Consider the following 20,119-nt stretch of genomic DNA (forward strand, 5'->3'; position numbering starts at 1 on the left):
CTCCTTACTGAGAGGCTTTATGTTCTTTAAGCAGTTCGCCAACAGTATTGACGATCATCGCCAGAGAAATCGCACCCGCATCTGGGGTACCGACACTTTTCTCGGCTAACGGACGCGCGCGACCCATTTTCGGCACCAACTGTGCGGTGTCTTGTGCGGCCTTATCGGCTACCTGCGCCGCCACTAACCAGGCGTCGGTCAAGGACGCGCCTTCTGCAACGGCTGCATTCAGGCTATCGCTAAACGGCACCAATACGTCGACCATGGTTTTATCGCCCACCTTCGCTTTGCCAAAGTGCATAATGCCCTCTTTGGCTTCGCGTACGCCGGTTGCAACGCGTTGCGCATTCGGTGACTGCTGATCGCCGACCGCCGTACCCAGCGCAGTCAATGCCACCCCCCACAGTGCACCCGAGGTGCCGCCGGCTTTATCGGCCCAGGCATCAGCAGCACGGCACAACAGGCTGCCGGCACCTGCACCACGCGCAGCCACTTCACGTGCCTTCTCCACCGCGCCCAGCACGCCACGTTCCATACCGATACCGTGGTCACCGTCACCGGCCACTGCATCGATATCACCTAATTTTTTCGCGTTACGCTGTAACAAGTCTGCCACTAATTCCAGGATATGTAACACGCGCTGTGCGCTCTGCTGTGACTCAGCTGAAGCCTGCGGCAATGCTTCTTCCGTGCTCTCTTCACGCTCTTCCGCACTAAGCGGTTCCGCGATCAGCACGCTTCCTTTGCGATAGGCTGGTGCATTTGCCGGCGCACACCACAGTGTCTCCAGCTCATCGTCCAACCACATCAGCGTCAGCGATGCGCCCGCCATGTTGAAGCTGGTAACAAACTCACCGACATCGGGCTGAACCACTTTAAGTCCTGCAGCGTCCAGCAGTTGTGCCACGCGGCGATACACCACGAATAACTCTTCATACTTCACTGAACCCAAACCGTTGAGGATCACCGCTACGCGATGACCTTCAATCTGTTTGACGTCGGCAGGTACTTCGCCTAGCAGACGTTCAACAAACAACTCGGCCAACTCATCGGCACTGGGCACATCAGTCTCACTGATACCCGGCTCACCGTGGATGCCCAGACCGAGCGCCATGCGCCCTTTCTCGACTTCAAATAAGGGATGCGTGGCACCCGGCAAGGTACATCCGCCAAATGCCACACCGAAAGTCCGCGTACGATCGTTAGCATGCTGCGACTTCTTAAGTACGGAGGCTAAATCATCGCCCGCTTCCGCTGCTGCACACGCCGCCTTAAACACGCACAAATCCCCGGCCACACCACGGCGCTTCACCCGTTCGTCTTTACTGGCGCTGGAAATATCGTCCGTTACCGCCAGAATTTCACAGGCAATACCTTCGGCACGCAGGCGTTCGCAAGCCTGGCCGAAGTGCAGCACATCGCCCGCATAGTTTCCGAACATCAGCAACACGCCCGCGCCGTTATGTGCCGCTCTTGCCACGTTGTAGATCTGCTGAGCAGACGGCGAAGCAAACAGGTTCCCCATGGCTGCGCCGTGTGCCAGACCTTGTCCAACCAACCCGGCGAAGGCCGGATAATGACCGGAACCGCCGCCCACAATCACCGCAACCGTATTCGGTTGGCTGCGCGTGCTGCGCACCACTCCACCGGTGACCTGACGAACTTTATCGGCGTTGGCGGCGACAAAGCCTTCAATGAGTTCAGCAGCAAAGGCTGAAGGTTGGTTAAACAGGTACGTCATTTTAGTGCTCCTGTGCGATAGAGGTCGGCTGAGACTGCGGGCGCTGGCGATTCAATAACAGCATAAGGACGGCTGACAGCAGCATGAAGCCACCGACCACGAACATCGGTAACACATAGCTGTTGGTGGCGTCGTGCAGTGCGCCAGTGATGTAGCCCGCGGAGAAGCCCGCCACGTTTCCTAAGGTGTTGATAAGTGCGATAGCCGCTGCGGCTGACGCGCCGGTCAGGAACTGCGTTGGCAGCGTCCAGAAGTTAGGCAAGGCAGCAAAGATGGAACTGGCAGTAATCGCAATCACCATGATGGTGGTGAACGGTGAATCCATATACAGCGCCAGTGGCACGCTGATACCACCGGCCAGCGCTGGAATCGCGATGTGCCAGGTTTTGCAACCACGACGGGTGGCATCTTTTGACCAGAAGTACATCACCACAGCCGCAATCAGGTATGGCACGCCGGTGATCAATCCCTTCTGCATCACGTTAAAGGTAGTGCCGAACTGCTGCTGGAAGCCGCCGATAATGGTTGGCAGGAAGAAGGCCAGCGCATACAGGCCATAGATAAAGCCGAAGTAGATCAGGCACAGCGTCCACACACGGCCGTTGCCCATTACGGAGCGCAGGCTATGTTTCTTATGTCCCTGCTTCTGTTGATGCTCCGCTTCCAGCTCGTTGGTCAGCCAGGTCTTCTCATCTGCGGTTAACCATTTCGCCTGACGCGGTGAATCCACCAGCCAGAACAGCGCCACAATACCGATCAGAATCGCTGGGATGGAAACACCCAGGAACATCACGCGCCAGCCATCCAGACCAAACAGACCGTGTTGCTCAATCAAACCTGCCGCCAGGGGCGCACCGAATACGACGGTCAGCGGCTGTGCCAGATAGAACAAGGACAGGATTTTGCTGCGATGACGTCCCGGTACCCACATGCTCAGATAAAGAATCGCACCCGGGAAGAAGCCCGCTTCAGCAATACCCAGCAGCAGGCGCAGCGTATACAGGCCTTCGACACTGCTCACCCAGGTGAACAGCAGCGAGACGATACCCCAGCTGATCATGATGCGTGCCAGCCAGCGACGTGCGCCGAACTTATGCAACGCCAGGTTGCTCGGCACTTCCAGCAGGATATAACCGATAAAGAAGATGCCGGATGCCAGACCAAACTGCACGCCTGTCAGACCGAGGTCCTGCGTCATGCCATTAGGGCCAGCAAAAGAAATTGCGGTGCGGTCAAGGAAGTTAATAAAGAACATCAGTGCCACGAAAGGCACCAGACGCCAGGAGATTTTGCTGATAGCGGATTTCTCAACCGCCGTCATGTTTTGCTGACTCATAACGCACCTCCGTGACGTGCGTGGTTAGAACTGTTGTTTGGTGTTGACCAGACGCGAAATGAGCGCTGGCTGCAGGTGTACTGAGAGGTACGGTGTAAATGACACATGTTCGAGTCCTCAAGGGGTCTTCTTGTACATTGGTATCGTTATGCGAACAAATGAACACTACACGTATAAATGTACATCTCTCAACTGCAATGCTTGAAAATGTGAGCCTGCTCATGAGATTTGATTTTGGCCCTGAATCGGAAAAATACGCAGAAATGCAGCGCAATCCGCGCGGTATCAGCACCCTTCGCGCTTTGCATCACTAAATCAGCACGTAAGACACATGAACAACCATTGAACATATGATTGGATTTGTGGCAGGCTATCGATGAACATCTTCTCGCCTGCATAACAAACGTTCAGGCGTCAGAACTAAACCCTGCTGGAGAATGACGATGAAAACTATCGCAATTGGCGCCGATGATGCGGCTATCGAATTGAAAAACATCATTAAAAAACTGCTTGAAGAGAAAGACTTTCAAGTGACGGACTACACCAATGACGCACAAAATGACCGTCCGATGTACCCGGATGTGGCATTTGCGCTGGCAACCGCTATCCAGAAGAATGAATTTGAGCGCGGCATCCTGCTGTGCGGCACCGGTATCGGCGTGGCAATCGTGGCCAACAAAGTGGAAGGCGTGCGTGCGGCACAGTGCCATGACACCTTCTCTGCTGAACGTGCCCGTAAAAGCAACAATGCTCAGATCATGACCATGGGCGCACGCGTTATCGGACCTGAACTGGCGAAGAACATCGTCAATGCCTGGCTGGCCTCAGAGTTTGAAGGTGGTGGCTCCACCGCCAAAGTCGAGAAGATCGGTTACTACGAACAAGTTTCACATACTAAATAATCACCGACTTCTTACCTCTGGAGAACCTTATGTCAACACGCCGGGAAAGAGCCAACGCCATCCGTGCTTTAAGCATGGATGGCGTACAACAAGCCAAGTCAGGTCATCCGGGTGCCCCGATGGGCATGGCGGACATCGCCGAAGTTTTATGGCTCGATTTTTTACAGCACAATCCAAACAATCCTAAGTGGGCTAACCGCGACCGCTTCGTCCTGTCGAATGGCCACGGTTCGATGCTGATTTACAGCCTGCTGCACCTGAGCGGTTATGATCTGCCACTCAGCGAACTGAAGAATTTCCGTCAACTGCATTCAAAAACGCCGGGTCATCCGGAATACGGTTATACGCCAGGCGTTGAAACCACCACCGGCCCGCTGGGTCAGGGGATCGCCAATGCCGTCGGCTTCGCGATCGCCGAACGTACGCTGGCGGCGCAGTTTAACCGTCCTGGCCACGACATCGTTGATCACCATACCTATGTGTTTATGGGCGATGGCTGCATGATGGAGGGCATTTCACACGAAGTCTGCTCCATCGCCGGGACGCTGAAGCTGGGGAAACTGGTGGCCTTCTATGATGACAACGGCATCTCTATTGATGGTCACGTTGATGGCTGGTTCACCGACGATACCGCCGCCCGTTTCGAAGCGTACGGCTGGCACGTGGTGCGTGACGTAGACGGTCATGACGGCGACGCGATTAAGAAAGCGGTTGAAGCAGCCAAAGCGGTCCCGGACAAGCCTTCTCTGCTGATGTGCAAAACCGTGATTGGTTTTGGCTCACCGAATAAAGCGGGTACTCACGATGTGCATGGCGCGCCGCTGGGCGACGACGAAATTGCACAGACCCGCCAACAGCTGGGCTGGAACCACGCGCCGTTCGAAGTCCCTTCAGAACTTTATGCACAGTGGGATGCCAGAGAAGCCGGTCAGGCAAAAGAGTCCGCGTGGGATGCCAAAATCGCGGGCTATGCCGAGGCTTACCCGGAACTGGCGGCGGAGTTTACACGCCGCGTGAACAACGAGTTGCCTGCCAACTGGGAAAGTGAATCACAAGCCTTTATCGAACAGTTGCAGGCCACTCCGGCGAAAATCGCCAGCCGTAAAGCGTCGCAAAATGCGATTGAAGCCTTTGGCAAGATTCTGCCGGAATACCTTGGGGGTTCTGCTGACCTGGCACCCAGCAACCTGACGATGTGGTCGGGCTCTAAGCCGATCAATGAAGATCCCGCTGGGAATTACATTCATTACGGCGTGCGTGAATTCGGTATGACCGCGATCGCCAACGGTATCGCGCTGCACGGTGGTTTCCTGCCTTACACCGCTACCTTCCTGATGTTTGTCGAGTACGCGCGCAATGCGGCACGTATGGCGGCGTTGATGAAAGTGCGTCAGATCATGGTCTACACCCATGACTCCATCGGCTTAGGCGAAGATGGCCCCACCCACCAGCCGGTTGAGCAGATGGCCAGTTTGCGCGTGACGCCGAACATGAGCTTATGGCGTCCGTGTGATCAGGTTGAGTCTGCGGTGGCATGGAAATACGCGATTGAGCGCGTCAACGGCCCTACTGCCTTAATCTTCTCGCGTCAGAATCTGGCGCAGCAAGATCGTACTGCTGAACAGTTGGCTAACGTGGTGCGCGGCGGTTATGTGTTGAAAGACAGTGAAGGGGTTCCAGAGCTGATCCTCATCGCCACCGGTTCAGAAGTTGAGCTGGCGGTTGCTGCGTATGAGCAATTGACGGGCGAGGGCCGTAAGGTGCGCGTAGTTTCGATGCCTTCAACCGACGCCTTCGACAAGCAGGACGCGGCTTACCGTGAATCTGTGCTCCCTAAAGCGGTGGCCGCGCGTGTGGCGATCGAAGCCGGTATCGCCGATTACTGGTTCAAGTACACCGGTCTGCACGGCGCGATTGTCGGCATGACCACTTTCGGCGAATCCGCGCCAGCGGAACTGCTGTTCAAAGAGTTTGGCTTCACCGTGGAAAACGTGGTTCAAACGGCGAAATCGATTCTGTAAATAGCCAGCGCCAAAAATGGCTTGCGGTTAGCCAGATAAGACGTGAGATGCACCGAGGGGCGGCAGGAATGCCGCCCTTTTTCAGCCATTTCAACACAGCACTGATTTCCCGCTCGGCGTGACATCATCAATGGCGTCCTCTGGTTGCAGGATGCGTACCTGACTCAACACGAAAATCACTCCGCTTATCTTTGCATCCGAATCAGCGTATTCTGTCCTCCGCTTGCCCTTTTCTCACGGAACTGGAGGAAACATGTCCACCTTACGTTTGCTGATCTCTGATTCACACGATCCCTGGTTTAACCTCGCGGTGGAAGAGTGCATATTCCGTCAGATGCCTACCACGCAGCGCGTATTGTTCTTATGGCAGAACGCTGAAACGGTGGTGATTGGCCGCGCGCAAAACCCGTGGAAAGAGTGCAACACGCGTCGGATGGCGGAAGATGGCATCAAACTGGCGCGACGCAGCAGCGGCGGCGGTGCAGTGTTTCATGATTTGGGCAACGCCTGTTTCACCTTTATGGCCGGTAAACCGGAGTATGACAAAACCGTCTCGACGGCGATTATTTTGCAGGCGCTTGAGAAGCTGGGTATGCGCGCCGAAGCCTCCGGTCGCAATGACATCGTGGTCAATGTGAATGGCGATATGCGTAAGATTTCCGGTTCCGCCTATCGTGAAACGCCGGATCGCGGTTTTCACCACGGCACTTTCCTGATGAGCGCCGATCTGTCGCGCCTTGCCGATTACCTCAACCCGGACATCAAAAAGCTTCAGGCCAAAGGGATCACCTCGGTGCGTTCCCGCGTGGCGAACATCGCGGATTTTATTCCTGATATCCGGTTTGCAGACATCCGTCGTGAGGTGATTGCGGCTTACTTCGCGCATTACCATGAAACCTGCGAGCCCGAGTTTATTTCACCGGAAGCCCTGCCTGACCTTCCCGGCTTTAAGGCGCAGTTCGCCCGCCAGAGCAGCTGGGAGTGGAATTTTGGTCAGGCGCCTGATTTCTCACATCTGCTGCAGGAACGTTTTGTCTGGGGTGGCGTTGAGATTCACTTTGACGTTGAGCGTGGCACCATTACCCGCAGTCAAATTTTCACCGATAGCCTCAATCCCGCACCGCTAGAAACGCTGGCGATGCAGTTGCACGGTGTGGCGTATCGACCGGAGTCACTGCAGGCTGAAATGCAGAAACTGATTGCGGCGTTTCCGGAACAGCAGAAGGAACTCACCGAACTAACAAACTGGCTGGTGAACAGCATCAGATAAGGTGGCGCTGCACCAGCGCCTCAATCAGTCCCTGCAATTCTTTTACGCCATCCAGTTGTCGGATATCGCCGCACACTACAGCGTTTGAGAGGGCGTCTGCCGCGCCCAGTAAGCCCCACAGGCTGGATTGCGGCAGCTTCGCCTCAGTAAACCACAGACGAAGCTTTGCCATAAAATCGAGTTGGTATTTGCGCTTTACTTCAGCCAGTTCAGGCGAGCTATTGAGTGCTGACAGCACATCGGGAATTTCGCGCCCTTGTGTCAGTACGCAGTTTACGTAGCAAGCCGCCACCGTGCTGGCGCGTTCTGCCAGATCGTCTCCCGCTTTTGCCATCGCCGCGTCAATAACAGCGTTTTGCCGCATATCGAAGTCTTCATACAGCGCAGCGAGCAAACCGTGGCGGGTGCCAAAATGCTCATACACCACAGGCTTGCTGACACCCGCTTCAATGGCCACTCGCCCAAGCGTAAGGGCATCGCTGCCGTGCTCTCGCACCAGATTCCACGCTGTGTTAATCAGCTGCTCGCGGCGGGCGTCAAAGGTCATACGCTGGCGCGTGGGTGAGTTCATGCAGGTTCCTTCAAAGTGAAAAGTCGCTGCCCAAGCTGCCGGGCAAGCGCGTAATGCGCATCAGGATAACCCTCATCGGACGGCAACAACAGTTCGCTGGTGATCACCGGCGCGCCGCAATAACCAAATATTCCCTCATCAATCTGAGTTCGCATGCTGCTGAAATAGCCACGTCGCAGATAAGTGCGCGTATTCGCCGCACCCAGTGCCAGCAGATGCACCTGCAAATGACCCAACTTTTTGATGACCTTTTCGCCGGTGTCGTCATACGCCCAGCCCTGAGTAAACACGCGGTCAATCCACCCTTTTAATTGTGCCGGGAAAGACCACCAGTAAATCGGATACACCAATACCAGCGCATCGGCACGATTCAGACGCTGCTGTTCGGCCAATACATCCTGAGGCGAAGGGGTTCCCGATTTAAACTGATCGACATCCGCCTGATTGAAGCGTGGATCAAAGTGCTCAGCCGCTAAATCGGCGATTTCAACACTGTGTTGGCCGCTCGCTGAAATGCCTTTAACCAGCTGTTCAACCACAGCATGGGTGTGTGAATGGTGGTCAGGATGGGCCGTAACGATAAGCGTGTGCATGGGGTTAAACTCCGACAATGATTGACCTACTATTGGTAACTTACTAGTGGTAGACTGTCAATTATTCGTTTGCTGTTGGACTTGAGCGTGTGATGCCTTTGGTTGGTATGACGGGTGATGACAGCGTTTTGGGATTGGCTGGTGGTGGAGTGATTGGAGGCAGAGGCGATAATAAAGTCTGAGGTTGATTGGCCAGGTTGCTGAGTGTCGAAGGTGTTGGCTGTAATTGTCTGGGTGCGCAGGTGATGACGCATGCTGGAGTCGCTTAGGGTCTGGCTTTCTCGTTTGATTCAATGCGTGTTGTTGAAAGAATTAAATCTGGTGGATTGAATCAAGGCATCCTCTCAAATTGACCTAAGTCTGCTCGGCACCTTCAGTGGGTTTTATCAAAACGGGCACCATATGAATGGCGGTAGCGCCTCTGATGCTGCAAGGGCTATCCGCAGCGCTGAGGCTTTTAAGTAGGGCCAGGAGATCCACGCAGGGATGCGTGGATCAGTTCGGGGCCGACCAGGGATGGTCGATCCCCGAACGGTCCGTCGGCACGACGTGGAAGCCGAGGGCACCGCGTCAGCGGCGCGAGGACTGCCCGGCAGCAGCAGAGGTGCTACGGCCCGCACCACCGCACACAAAAAGCTGCCATTGATTTAACAATGGCAGCCTGCACTCACACAAACGTGACACCGTCACTCACCAAAAAAGCAATCACTATCGCGTCACGCTCGCCTCGCAAGACAGGTAATGCGCCCTGCTCACTGATAGAATCCCCCTGCAACAGCCGCTCCTCGCCAACAGTCACAATGCCATCCAGCAAGGTCAGCCATGTTGAGTAACCGGCAAGGTGTGGCACCTCAACCTGTGCGCCCCGCTCCACTTTCAGATCATAAATAAACACCGCCTGACCCAACGGCAGCGGTGCGTCGCTAGTTTCGGGGCCCGCCAGCAATGTCCAGGCGTTGAGCGGCACCCCATCAGCGCGAGTAAAATCCAGGGTGCGTGGTGCACCGCCGCTTTTGGCCGGACGGATATAAGCCTGCAACATCTCGGTTTCGACAAAAGGCGCAGACTCTTCATAACGCACGCCACTTCCTGCACTCACCACCATAGCGCGTTTGGCATTCAGCGCGGTTTTGTCGCCATTTTCAGCAAGGTGCTGCGCCGAACCACGCCAGACGTAGCTGAAAATCTCTTCGTCCTGACGGCTGTGCATCGGAATACGCGCATCCATTTTCAACGACATCTGATCAATAACCGTCAGCGGTCCAAGAGCCTCGCCAGGCCGTTGCCGGCGGATGGTAAAGGGACCGTATTCAAACAGTTGGTCACGCTGGGCACGCATTACGTTCATAATTTGCTCCTCAAAATGTGGCTATGCTCATCATGATAGCGACAAGAAAATCCCTGAACAGGTGTGCAATTTGCTCACTTAAGTCAAAATTTTTGAATATTGATAACTAACAGCAATAATAAGAAAAAGAAACAATCTAAAGAACGCGACTATTTAGCATTCAGGATTAGTCAGGCTGATTGTTTTTGCGTAAAATACGCTTTTCCGTGATGAGTAAATAACATGAATCGCAGCGAACAGATTCTTGATGCAGCTGAACAGTGCATGCGCCTAAAAGGGTTTCATCAAACGTCTATTCAGAATATTGCCAGCCAGGCAAATGTTAGCATTGGTTTAATTTATAAATATTATAAAAACAAAGATGCCATTATCGAAGCGCTGGTGACCAATGTGGTGCAACGCATGATCGCATTATTAAACGCTGATTTTGAACGAATTGCCCATGCGGGAGGCGTCACGCATTCGGTGCAGGACATTGTGCCGCCCGAAGTTGAGCACAGTATTGTCTTGTTGATGGAAGTCTCATCTGAAGCCACACGTAACGAGCGTATTCGTCAGATAATGAATGATGCGTGGTTGGTATTAAAAAACAACTTTATTGCTCAGGAGCAGACGCTCAATCCGGCGCTGAAAGCCGACGTCATCAACACCCGACTGCATATCATCTCTCTGGTGATTGATGGGATGATCATTCGCCGTTGCATGAAACAACGTGACGTGCCCGACGGATTTATGCCCTTTTTTGATGCCATCACGCGTGACATCAATCAGCATGATATGGCCTGAAATCAGCCAAACAAATGATGTGTGAGAATGCCATTGATCCTGCCCTGTTCGTGATGATCCAGGTTCTTATCACCAAATGCGCGGCAGGCAACACCGTCTACCAACATTAACAAAAATTGGATACGCTCATTACGCTGCTGTGGACTCACTTGAGCATACTGGCGGCTAAACGCTTTTTCCAAATCAGCAATCAATAGCTGTTCTTCTTGTGCCAAAACTTCCCGCACAGATTGATTACGCGACGCTTCCGAATACATCTCCAGTAATAAGCAGCGGTCCTGATAGGGCCAGTCCTGCCAAAATGGCGATTCCGCATCAATAATATCGCGGGTGCTGCTTTGCTTCGGCAGATTATCTTGTAAAAAAACACGCCAACTCGTGGCTATACTTTTAATCGTTTCACTGACGATGAATTCTTTGCTCTCGAAATAACGATATATCTGCCCTGCACCCAAACCTGATTCCCGGCTTATATCAGCCATGCTCGCCCCGTGAAAACCGGAGCGACTAAAACATATTTTTGCAGCGGCAATAATTATTTGCTGTCGCTGTCGCACGAAGGCGTCATTCTCTGATTTGCTCAACATAACTCCTAAAAGTGGCCGGCGCGTTATTATTGTTTTTTCCTATCATACGCGAAGGGATTTATAGCCGATATGCTGGCTATAAATCCGGTTACATTTTTCCCCAGGTCGCTAACGCATCGACCCGGGGCGATCATCACAGTTTCAGTTCAGATTCTTTCAACGCCGTACCACCACCCATCACTTTGTAGAAAGTATTGAGGTTCTGGTAGTAAGCCTGCTCAACACTCACCAGGCTGGTGCGTGCTGTATACAGCGTGCGCTGTGCAGTTAACGCATTCAGATAGGTATCCACACCATTTTGATAGCGCAGATCTGCCAGGTGGTAATAGGTTTGCGAAGCAGCAACATTATTACGCTGACTGGTCAGCTGATCGTTGATGGTGCCGCGTCGTGCCAACGCATCGGCCACTTCTGAGAACGCCGTTTGGACCGCCTTCTCATACACCGCCACGTAATACTCTTTCTGCGCTTTGGTGTAGTTGAGGTAGGAAACGTTGTAGCCGCCTTTGAAAATCGGCAGCGAGATACTTGGGGCAAACGACCAGATTCCCGCACCGTTCTTGAACAGCGAAGACAAATCTGAACTGCCCACCCCACCGCTGGCGGTGAGGGAGATGCTTGGGAAGAAGTTAGCGCGTGCCGCCCCGATATTGGCATTAGCGGCTTTTAAGTTGTGCTCTGCCTGCAACACGTCCGGGCGATTATTCAGTGCATCCGATGACACGCCAGCAGGTACGGCTTTCAATGCATCGCCAATGGACTCAATGCTTTCAGGCAACAAATTATCTGGCACGCTTTTGCCTACCACCAGATCCAGCGCGTTTTTATCCTGCGCCACGCTGGTGGTGTAACTGGCCACATCCGCCTGAGCAGATTGATAAGTGGTCTCTGCTGACGCGACATCCACCATCGAATCCACACCGTTCTCCAGACGCTTGCGCGTCACTTCCAGTGACTGACGCGCACTCTCTGCCGTCTCTTTAGCGATCGCCAGATTGCTGCGATCGGCGGCCAGCTGCAGCCAGTAATCCACGGTGTTATACAGCACCGTCAGGCGCGTACTGCGGGCGCCCTCCAGCGTGCCGAGATAAGTTTCATACTGCTGGCGCGACAGACTCTGGTTCTTGCCAAACAGATCCAATTCAAACGAGCTGACGCTGCCCTCGGCTGAATAGGTATTGCTGAGCGCAGTTTGATTTCCCTCCCCGGTTAGCGCGCGTGAACGTGTGCCGCTCACGCCAGCGCTCAGGCTGGGGAACAAATCGGCACGCTGCTCACCATACTGAGCATGAGCCGATTTCACACTGGCGACCGCTTCACGTAGATCGCGGCTGCTGTCCAGCGCCATCGTCACCACCTGGCGCAGCTTCGCATCCAGCACATAATCCTGCCAGCTGATATCACGATAGTTAGCCGGTGTGCCTTGTAACGTCCGATAGGCATCGCCGGTGGGCGCGGTGGTATTCACCGCATCCTTTGGCCGATCGTAATGCGGATCGAGAGATACGCAACCCGCAAGGAAACACGGCAAAAACACCATTAAAAGTTTTGCAGACATATTACTCCTCCGCCTTCACAGCAGATTCGGTTGACTGTGCATCGTCATGCGGAATCGCCGGGAAAACGCGACGGACCAGAACAAAGAACAGCGGTACAAAGAAGATGGCCAGCAAGGTCGCGGTCAGGGTGCCGCCGATAATTCCGGTGCCGATAGCGATACGGCTGTTCGCCCCCGCACCGGTGGAAATCGCCAATGGCAGTACCCCAGCGGTAAACGCCAGCGAAGTCATGATGATCGGACGCAAACGCATAGTGGCGGCATGCACCGCGGCTTTCACCAGGTTCTCACCCTTGCGATAGTTCTCCTCAGCGAATTCCACGATCAAAATCGCGTTCTTGGCCGAGAGTCCAATGATGGTCAATAGCGCGACCTGGAAATAGACGTCGTTTTCCAGACCGCGTAGCGTAATGGCCAGCAAGGAACCGATGACGCCCAACGGCACCACCATCATCACCGAGAACGGGACTGACCAACTTTCATACAGCGCGGCCAGACACAGGAACACCACAATCAGGGAGATGCCATACAACGACATCGCCTGGTTGCCGGAGAGTTTTTCCTGATAAGAGAGGCCGCTCCATGCATAGGTGGTACCGGTTGGCAGTTTGGCCGCCAGTTTTTCCATAGCGGTGATGGCATCGCCCGAACTCTTGCCCGATGCTGACGATCCTTCAATCTCATAGGAAGCCAGGCCGTTATAACGTGACAGCACATCTGGACCGTACGCCCATTTTGAGGAGGCGAACGACGAGAACGGCACCATGGTGGTGTTGCTGCTGCTATCCGTTCCGCGCACGTACCATTGATCGATATCTTCAGGCTTACTGCGGAACTGCTGATCGCCCTGCATGTAAACCTTCTTCACGCGACCACGATCGGTGAAGTCGTTGACGTAACTGCCGCCAATCGCTGCACTCAAGGTGGTGTTGATGTCACTGATGGTCAGGCCCAGTGACTGCGCTTTGGCATCATCAATACTCACATCCAGCTGAGGCAAATCGGGTAACGAGTTGGCACGCACCGCGCTCAACACCGGATCCTGATTGGCTTCAGCGATCAGCTGGTTACGCATCTTCAGCAGTTGGTCACGATCGGTTGAGCCGCGTGCTTGCAGTTCAAAAGTAAAGCCGTTGGACTGGCCCAATCCCGAGACTGAAGGCGGTGACAACACGAAAATCTGTGCATCACGAATACTGGATAGCGCAGCCATGGCGCGTCCTGCTATCGCATCGGCGCTGTTCTCTGAGCCTTTACGCTCACTCCAGTTTTTCAGCGAGATAAAACCAATACCGGCGTTCTGTCCGCTGCCCGCAAAGCTGAAGCCGTTCACCAGCATGCTGACGTTAACGTTATCTTTCTCTTTGGTCGCGAAGTACTGCTGAACCTGCTGACGGACTTCACTGGTGCGGTTTTCCGTGGCACCCGGTGCCAGCTGATACTGCACCATGATATAGCCCTGATCTTCGGTCGGCAGGAAGCCGGTCGGCAGGCGCAGATACAGCACCGCACATCCGATCAACAATACGCCGTACAGCAGCAGATAACGCACTGAACTGTGCACCACATGGCCGACGCCGTTTTGATAGCGCCCCTGTACTTTTTCATAGCTACGGTTAAACCAGCCAAAGAAGCCTTTGGTGCCGCTTTCATGGTTATGTGGTTTCAGCAAGGTGGCACAGAGTGCCGGCGTCAGCGTCAGCGCGACAATCACCGACAGCACCATCGACGACACAATGGTGATCGAAAACTGGCGATAGATCACACCGGTTGAACCACTGAAGAAGGTCATCGGCAGGAACACCGCCGACAGCACTAAGGCAATACCGATCAGCGCCCCTGTGATCTCTTTCATCGATTTTTCGGTGGCCTGACGCGGTGGTAATCCCTCTTCGCGCATCACGCGCTCGACGTTTTCCACGACGACAATCGCATCATCGACCAGCAAGCCGATGGCGAGCACCATACCGAACATGGTTAAGGTGTTAATCGAATAACCAAACAGCGACAGCACACCAAAGGTGCCCAGTAACACGACCGGCACGGCAATCGCCGGGATCAGTGTGGTACGAATGTTCTGCAGGAACACGAACATCACGATGACCACCAAAATCACCGCTTCGATCAGCGTTTTCACCACTTCTTCAATCGAGATTTTTACAAAGTCGGTACTGTCGAGCGGATAAGCGATCTCATAACCCGCAGGCATACTGCTGCGGAACTCATTGATGGTGGATTTCACCTGTTCGGCGGTGGAAAGCGCATTGGCACCCGACGCCAGCTGAACCGCGATACCCGAAGCGGGATGGCCGTTCGCCAGCACGTTGGCACTGTAATCCTCATCACCCATCTCGACGCGCGCCACATCACTCAGGCGCACCACGGAACCGTCAGACTGGCTTTTCAGCACAATATTACGGAACTGTTCTGGCGTTTGCAGACGTGAACGCGAACGCACCGTTGCCACCAGTTGCTGCTCTTTACTGGCAGGCTGCGCGCCCAACTGACCGGAAGAGACCTGGGTATTTTGGCTCTCCAGCGCGGTGGTGACATCCGACGGCATCAGCGAATAGGAGGCGAGCTTGCTCGGATCTAACCAGATACGCATCGCGTATTCGGCACCAAATACCTGCACGCTCCCGACGCCGCTGACACGCGCCAGCGTATCTTCCATATTACTGACCATATAGTCAGCCACATCGGAAGAACTGCTTTTATTGGTTTTATCGTACACCGCAAGGATCAGCAGGAAGTCGCTCTGCGCTTTTTCCACGGTGACACCCTGTGTGGTCACGGCGGTAGGCAGACGGCTTTCTGCCTGCTGAACCTTGTTTTGTACCTGTACCTGAGCGATATCCGGATCGGTGCCTTGCTGGAAGGTCACATTAATTTTTACCTGACCGGTTGACGCCGTGCTGGTGGAGTTGAAATAGAGTAAACCATCCAACCCGGTCAACTGCTGCTCAATCACCTGGGTGACACTGCTCTCCAGCGTTTCCGCCGAGGCACCAGTGTAGGTGGCTTGAATGCTGATCTGTGGCGGCGCCACATCGGGATATTGCGCCACGGGCAGGCTGTTAATACTGAGTAAACCGAACATCATAATGCAGATGGCGATAACCCAGGCAAACACCGGCCGACGAATAAAGAACTGAGCCAACATATCAGTTGCCCTCGCTGGTCGCGGCTTTATCGTTTGGCGTCACTTCTACGGCTTTAACGCTCATGCCCGCCTGCACTTTACCGGTACCTTCAACAATCAGTTTCTCGCCGCTGTTGAGACCAGAGGTAATCAGCCACTTATTGCCGATCACGCGATCGGCCACTACTTCACGGCTCTCGACTTTGTTCTCTTTATCGACCACCAGCGCGGTGGCATTGCCTTTGGCGTCACGCGTAATACCCTGCTGCGGCGCGAGGATCGCATCGGTTTTAACGCCGTTGGTCACATTGGCGCGCACATACATGCCCGGCAGCAGTTCATGTTGTGGGTTAGGGAAAATCGCGCGCAGCGTCACGGTGCCCGTCGCTTCATCAACCGACACTTCCGTCAGTTCCAGCTTGCCCGGATGGTCATAGGCACTGCCATCTTCCAGTTTCACCGTCACCGGCACGGCATCCGTGCTCTGCTGCAAGGAAGCCTGCTGACGTTTCAGTTTGAGCAGCTGAACGCTGGATTGGGTGAGATCGACATAAATAGGATCGAGTGCGCGAATGGTCGCCAGCGCGGTGGTCTGGCTGGCAGTCACCAGCGCACCTGGCGTCACGGAGGAAATGCCAATGCGTCCACTGATTGGGGCTTTGATCTGCGTGTAATTAAGATTGATGCGAGCGCTTTCAACCGCAGCACGATACTGATCCACGGATGCGATATTTTGTTGGTAAGTGGCTAACGCGTCATCTGCATCCTGACGCGACACGCCGTTCTCTTTCACCAGTGCTGCATAGCGCTCCGCTTTGAGTTTGCTGCTTTTCACCAATGCCTGAGCATTCTTTAATTGTGCCAAAGCCTGATCGTAACTGGCCTGATAGCTGGCCGGATCGATTTGATACAGCACCTGACCGGCTTTCACTTCATCCCCTTCGGTAAACAGGCGCTTCAAAATAATCCCTTCAACCTGGGGGCGCACTTCTGAGGTCATACTGCCCGTCACGCGGCCCGCGAGCTGGCTGTCCAGCGCCACTGACTCGCTTTGCAAGGTTTTAACACCCACTTCGGTGATCGGAGTGGCGGCTTGTTGACTGCTGTTTTGATCGCAGGCGGCGACTAACATCACCAGCCCGGCGATCACACTGCGCTGAAAATTCTTCATGAATTACCCTGTAGTGAACGTTCATTCTCAGCATGCAGTCTAACAAATCATCCTGAGATCGACTGTCAGGAAAATGAAAAGAGAGCGATTGTGGTGGGTTCTTACGATGCGGACTAATCGCTTCCCTGTCATTTAATCTGATTCACGGTGCAATCAGCGGCGTTACTGCGGGGATATTCTGGGGGAGCATGCTGGTTTATTTCATTCCCTGGTATCGCCAGCGTAAGAGATTATCCCTATAGCGGGCCAAAGAGGGAGGACGCCACCCGCGGACGTCCCCTTAGCGACATTAACGCTTTGCCATTACCGCGGCTAATGCCAGTTGCGGAATCGTCAACGGACGCTCGCTCTCCGGCAGGCTGTTTGCCGCCGCCGCCATCGATACCTGCGCCAGTGCTACGTGTTGTGCGCCCTGCTCGCGTCCCTGTGTTACCGCGTCGGCAATGAGCGCGTGGTAGCGTTGATGATCGCCCGCTTTAAATGCGGCCCAGGCATCAGGGATCAGCGCGACCTGCGGCTGTTTCTCCGCTGGCAGCGTGGGTGGACAGAACAACAGGTGTGTGGCGGCTAACGTTGACTCAGCCGCGCAGAGCACCAGCGCAGGCCCTGCCATTTGATGCAGGTGATCTGCCAGCATTCGGTCTGCGCGATAGACCGGGCAGCCCGTGTTTTTCGGCTGGAAGGTGTCGGCCACTGGCCCCAGCGTTGAACAGGTAATGACTATCGCATCAAACCACGGTCCCATACTGTGCAACAGCTGAGCCAAACGTTGCTGTTGCTCCTGCGTCATACCGCCACTTTGCTCGGCTTCAGCCAGCAGGTGCGGCATCACAATATGGCTCAGTGTGTGGGGAGGTAATTCAAGGGCGTGTGCCGCGTGATCGAACAGCGCGATATTACTGGCGGCGGTATGCAGGCAAGCGATGGTCATGGTCATCCTTATTGTTGTGCTATTTATAGGTCCGCTGAGTCCTGGCGGCGTGATTGCAGTGGTAGATTATTGCTTCACCGTCTAATAATATTCAAAATTATTTAACATTCCTTAGCCGTTACCCTCATGAACCTGCACCTGCTGGCCTTTATCATTGCGATCTTACCGGTAGCCTTGTCGCCCGGGGCGAGTTTCACCCTCGCGATGAATAACACGTTGGTGGCAGGCACGCGCGGGCTGGCGGCGATCATTCTCGGCACGGCTCTGGGTATTTATACCCATGCGCTGCTGATTGGCCTGGGCATCAGCGCCCTGCTGGTGCGTTCCCCCATTATCTTTAATCTGTTAAGCGTGGCGGGTGCTGCTTATCTGCTGTGGCTCGGCGTGCAGTTGTTGCGTCGAGGTCGTCATATTTCCCAACCCGTCGCCTCTTACCGTAGCGCCCGCATGGGGATTAAAGATGCCTGGCTAGCCAATGTGCTTAATCCAAAAGCGGTGATGTTGTATCTCACCGTGGTATCGCAATTCGCCGGGCGCGATCATGCCTTGCTGCATTATCTGCTGCTGGCCTCCATACACGTTGCCATTATGGCCCTGTGGCTGGTGATCATCTGTTTTACGCTGCTGACTTCAGCACGAGTGATCAACATTCGTAAGCTGTCCATCGCCATCAACATTGGCGGCGGGCTGATACTGGTGTTTTTTGCTATCAGCAATTTGGTTCAGCTTTTTATGACATTAAAAGGATTTTCATCATGATGGCATTAAGCGACTTCGGCCCACGCATCTGCATTTTGGGGCCTTCAAACAGCGGTAAATCGACGCTGGCTCAGGCCATCGCCAGCAAGACAGCGCGTCCTGTCATCCACCTGGATCAGCTTTATCACCTCCCCAACACGCACTGGCAAGCCCGCGCTGAAGCAGATTTTCGGCAACTGCATCTCGACGCTATCGCAGGGGAAAGCTGGGTCATGGACGGCAATTATGTGCGCACGCTACCGGACCGCTTAACGCGTGCCAGCGGTATCATTCTGCTTGACCTGCCACCGGCTCAATGTTTCTTTCGTTATCTGCGTCGTACGCTGTTTGATGCCCAGCGCATTGGCGGTGTTGTCCCCTCACATCAGCGCGAGAAGTTGACCTGGGAAATGACGCGTTATCTGCTTATCACCTCTCGGCGCCATCGCCCGCGTAACCAACGCATGTATGCGGAATGGACCTTGCCCAAGCTGTTGCTTAGCTCCCCTTATGAGGTTAACCAACTCTGCCGAGAATGGGGCTTGCTCACGGACAAAATCTAATCCACGCGTCAAGCCTTGGTGGCAATAATTTAATCATGGATTTGATTGAATTCAGAAGATAACCGGCATCCTGACAACGTTAATATTTACCGCTTCGCATGCAATCCCTTCAGGGCCGGCTATAATAAATAAGTTTTTATTACGCCCTGTGATAAGACCTGCTCTCATTGGAAATGTTTGGTACAGGATTGTACAAGCCCGGTTGCCACCACTCCCGGGCTTTATTTTTGTAGCGATGAGAATTTTTTGGTGAAATGTGAAGTCGAGGACGTGAAGAACATCATTATTTATTGCTGACATCAAACACGTTACTGTTAATTTTTACTCGCTCTCCTAACGACCAGCCTTTTTTTCCCAGGATACGGTCTGGCGTGCCGTCCGGCACATTGAAATAATACGCCCCTGATGGCGTACCTGAAGAGCTATTCTCCTGAAAAATGTCGTCTGAGTGTAGCCCCATCTCCTTGACTTCGTCTTCCGTCAGACCCAATTCATTTGCAAGTGAAGAATAATCCATTGTTTATCCCCTTAATGCTATAAAAATCAATGATTACGCACTTTTAATGCGCGACTCACGCTACTTATCCTTGAAAGGATCGTGCTTGTGATCCTGGCTATCATCACGCGTGCGAGGGATCTCGCCATGTTCATCAGGATTATCTGTAGCGGGATGATCATCCTCTTCGTACGCATTGCCGGCATTGGGCGCGGCCTCCGGAAGGCCTTTTTTGACATCGCCTTCTTTCTTTCGCTGTTCGTTCGTATTATGTGCTTTCATAATTAACTCCTTAGGAAGGAATGTTTTAGGTTAGGCTATATTTTAAAAGTTCGCTTTCATGACTTAGCGTTTTAATTATTTAA

General features: G+C 53.8%; 18 protein-coding genes. 6 read left to right on the plus strand and 12 right to left on the minus strand.

What is annotated here, in order from left to right; all coding sequences use genetic code 11:
• Positions 1 to 4: 4 nt before the first annotated feature.
• Positions 5 to 1,741 carry a dihydroxyacetone kinase family protein gene (locus AC1MDE_RS04725; RefSeq protein WP_480344343.1) on the minus strand — a complete coding sequence of 579 codons (1,737 nt, stop codon included), beginning with the start codon at positions 1,739 to 1,741 and terminating at the stop codon, positions 5 to 7.
• 1 nt (position 1,742) lies between these two features.
• Positions 1,743 to 3,077, minus strand: a complete 1,335-nt coding sequence (locus AC1MDE_RS04730) for an MFS transporter (RefSeq protein ID WP_034823583.1) — start codon at positions 3,075 to 3,077, stop codon at positions 1,743 to 1,745.
• A 443-nt stretch (positions 3,078 to 3,520) separates the two neighbouring features.
• On the opposite strand from AC1MDE_RS04730, the gene AC1MDE_RS04735 reads away from it, so the two are divergent.
• From AC1MDE_RS04735 to lplA, 3 genes are all read left to right on the plus strand, one after another.
• Positions 3,521 to 3,979: an RpiB/LacA/LacB family sugar-phosphate isomerase gene (locus AC1MDE_RS04735; RefSeq protein WP_039328632.1), complete on the plus strand. Its 459-nt coding sequence runs from the start codon at positions 3,521 to 3,523 to the stop codon at positions 3,977 to 3,979.
• Between the two features lie 29 nt (positions 3,980 to 4,008).
• Positions 4,009 to 6,000, plus strand: coding sequence for a transketolase (tkt, locus tag AC1MDE_RS04740; RefSeq protein ID WP_058959935.1), 1,992 nt, complete (start codon positions 4,009 to 4,011; stop codon positions 5,998 to 6,000).
• Between the two features lie 253 nt (positions 6,001 to 6,253).
• Positions 6,254 to 7,270 carry a lipoate--protein ligase gene (gene lplA, locus AC1MDE_RS04745; protein ID WP_058959936.1) on the plus strand — a complete coding sequence of 339 codons (1,017 nt, stop codon included), beginning with the start codon at positions 6,254 to 6,256 and terminating at the stop codon, positions 7,268 to 7,270.
• On the opposite strand, the gene AC1MDE_RS04750 is transcribed toward lplA, so the two are convergent.
• The 3 genes from AC1MDE_RS04750 to AC1MDE_RS04760 all read right to left on the minus strand — a co-directional run bounded on the left by AC1MDE_RS04750 (position 7,263) and on the right by AC1MDE_RS04760 (position 9,782).
• The gene (locus AC1MDE_RS04750; RefSeq protein ID WP_058959937.1) at positions 7,263 to 7,841 is read right to left on the minus strand and encodes a TetR/AcrR family transcriptional regulator; all 579 of its coding nucleotides are present in this window, start codon (positions 7,839 to 7,841) and stop codon (positions 7,263 to 7,265) included. The genes lplA and AC1MDE_RS04750 overlap by 8 nt on opposite strands.
• Positions 7,838 to 8,434, minus strand: a complete 597-nt coding sequence (locus AC1MDE_RS04755) for an NAD(P)H-dependent oxidoreductase (protein WP_479402648.1) — start codon at positions 8,432 to 8,434, stop codon at positions 7,838 to 7,840. The genes AC1MDE_RS04750 and AC1MDE_RS04755 overlap by 4 nt, the downstream gene beginning before the upstream one ends.
• A gap of 667 nt (positions 8,435 to 9,101) precedes the next feature.
• Positions 9,102 to 9,782: a pirin family protein gene (locus tag AC1MDE_RS04760; protein WP_058959939.1), complete on the minus strand. Its 681-nt coding sequence runs from the start codon at positions 9,780 to 9,782 to the stop codon at positions 9,102 to 9,104.
• A gap of 222 nt (positions 9,783 to 10,004) precedes the next feature.
• On the opposite strand from AC1MDE_RS04760, the gene AC1MDE_RS04765 reads away from it, so the two are divergent.
• Positions 10,005 to 10,568 carry a TetR/AcrR family transcriptional regulator gene (locus tag AC1MDE_RS04765; RefSeq protein WP_058959940.1) on the plus strand — a complete coding sequence of 188 codons (564 nt, stop codon included), beginning with the start codon at positions 10,005 to 10,007 and terminating at the stop codon, positions 10,566 to 10,568.
• 2 nt (positions 10,569 to 10,570) lie between these two features.
• On the opposite strand, the gene AC1MDE_RS04770 is transcribed toward AC1MDE_RS04765, so the two are convergent.
• From AC1MDE_RS04770 to AC1MDE_RS04790, 5 genes are all read right to left on the minus strand, one after another.
• Positions 10,571 to 11,155, minus strand: a complete 585-nt coding sequence (locus AC1MDE_RS04770) for a TetR/AcrR family transcriptional regulator (protein ID WP_237448745.1) — start codon at positions 11,153 to 11,155, stop codon at positions 10,571 to 10,573.
• 133 nt (positions 11,156 to 11,288) lie between these two features.
• Positions 11,289 to 12,713 carry an efflux transporter outer membrane subunit gene (locus AC1MDE_RS04775; protein ID WP_283215179.1) on the minus strand — a complete coding sequence of 475 codons (1,425 nt, stop codon included), beginning with the start codon at positions 12,711 to 12,713 and terminating at the stop codon, positions 11,289 to 11,291.
• A gap of 1 nt (position 12,714) precedes the next feature.
• On the minus strand, positions 12,715 to 15,876 hold the full coding sequence (locus AC1MDE_RS04780) for an efflux RND transporter permease subunit (RefSeq protein ID WP_058959941.1): 3,162 nt from the start codon (positions 15,874 to 15,876) through the stop codon (positions 12,715 to 12,717).
• Position 15,877: 1 nt separating this feature from the next.
• On the minus strand, positions 15,878 to 17,026 hold the full coding sequence (locus tag AC1MDE_RS04785) for an efflux RND transporter periplasmic adaptor subunit (RefSeq protein WP_479402651.1): 1,149 nt from the start codon (positions 17,024 to 17,026) through the stop codon (positions 15,878 to 15,880).
• 289 nt (positions 17,027 to 17,315) lie between these two features.
• Positions 17,316 to 17,957: a hypothetical protein gene (locus AC1MDE_RS04790; RefSeq protein ID WP_058959943.1), complete on the minus strand. Its 642-nt coding sequence runs from the start codon at positions 17,955 to 17,957 to the stop codon at positions 17,316 to 17,318.
• A 126-nt stretch (positions 17,958 to 18,083) separates the two neighbouring features.
• Here AC1MDE_RS04790 and AC1MDE_RS04795 point away from each other — a divergent pair, with 126 nt between their 5' ends.
• A complete protein-coding gene (locus AC1MDE_RS04795) occupies positions 18,084 to 18,716 on the plus strand; it encodes a LysE family translocator (RefSeq protein WP_058959944.1) in 633 nt (210 codons plus the stop codon).
• Positions 18,713 to 19,258, plus strand: coding sequence for a P-loop NTPase family protein (locus AC1MDE_RS04800; RefSeq protein WP_236699729.1), 546 nt, complete (start codon positions 18,713 to 18,715; stop codon positions 19,256 to 19,258). The genes AC1MDE_RS04795 and AC1MDE_RS04800 overlap by 4 nt, the downstream gene beginning before the upstream one ends.
• Positions 19,259 to 19,541: 283 nt before the next feature.
• On the opposite strand, the gene AC1MDE_RS04805 is transcribed toward AC1MDE_RS04800, so the two are convergent.
• On the minus strand, positions 19,542 to 19,775 hold the full coding sequence (locus AC1MDE_RS04805) for a hypothetical protein (protein WP_058959945.1): 234 nt from the start codon (positions 19,773 to 19,775) through the stop codon (positions 19,542 to 19,544).
• Positions 19,776 to 19,835: 60 nt separating this feature from the next.
• Positions 19,836 to 20,036: a hypothetical protein gene (locus tag AC1MDE_RS04810; RefSeq protein WP_058959946.1), complete on the minus strand. Its 201-nt coding sequence runs from the start codon at positions 20,034 to 20,036 to the stop codon at positions 19,836 to 19,838.
• Between the last annotated feature and the right edge of the window lie 83 nt (positions 20,037 to 20,119).

This window comes from Pantoea folii (assembly GCF_056678875.1).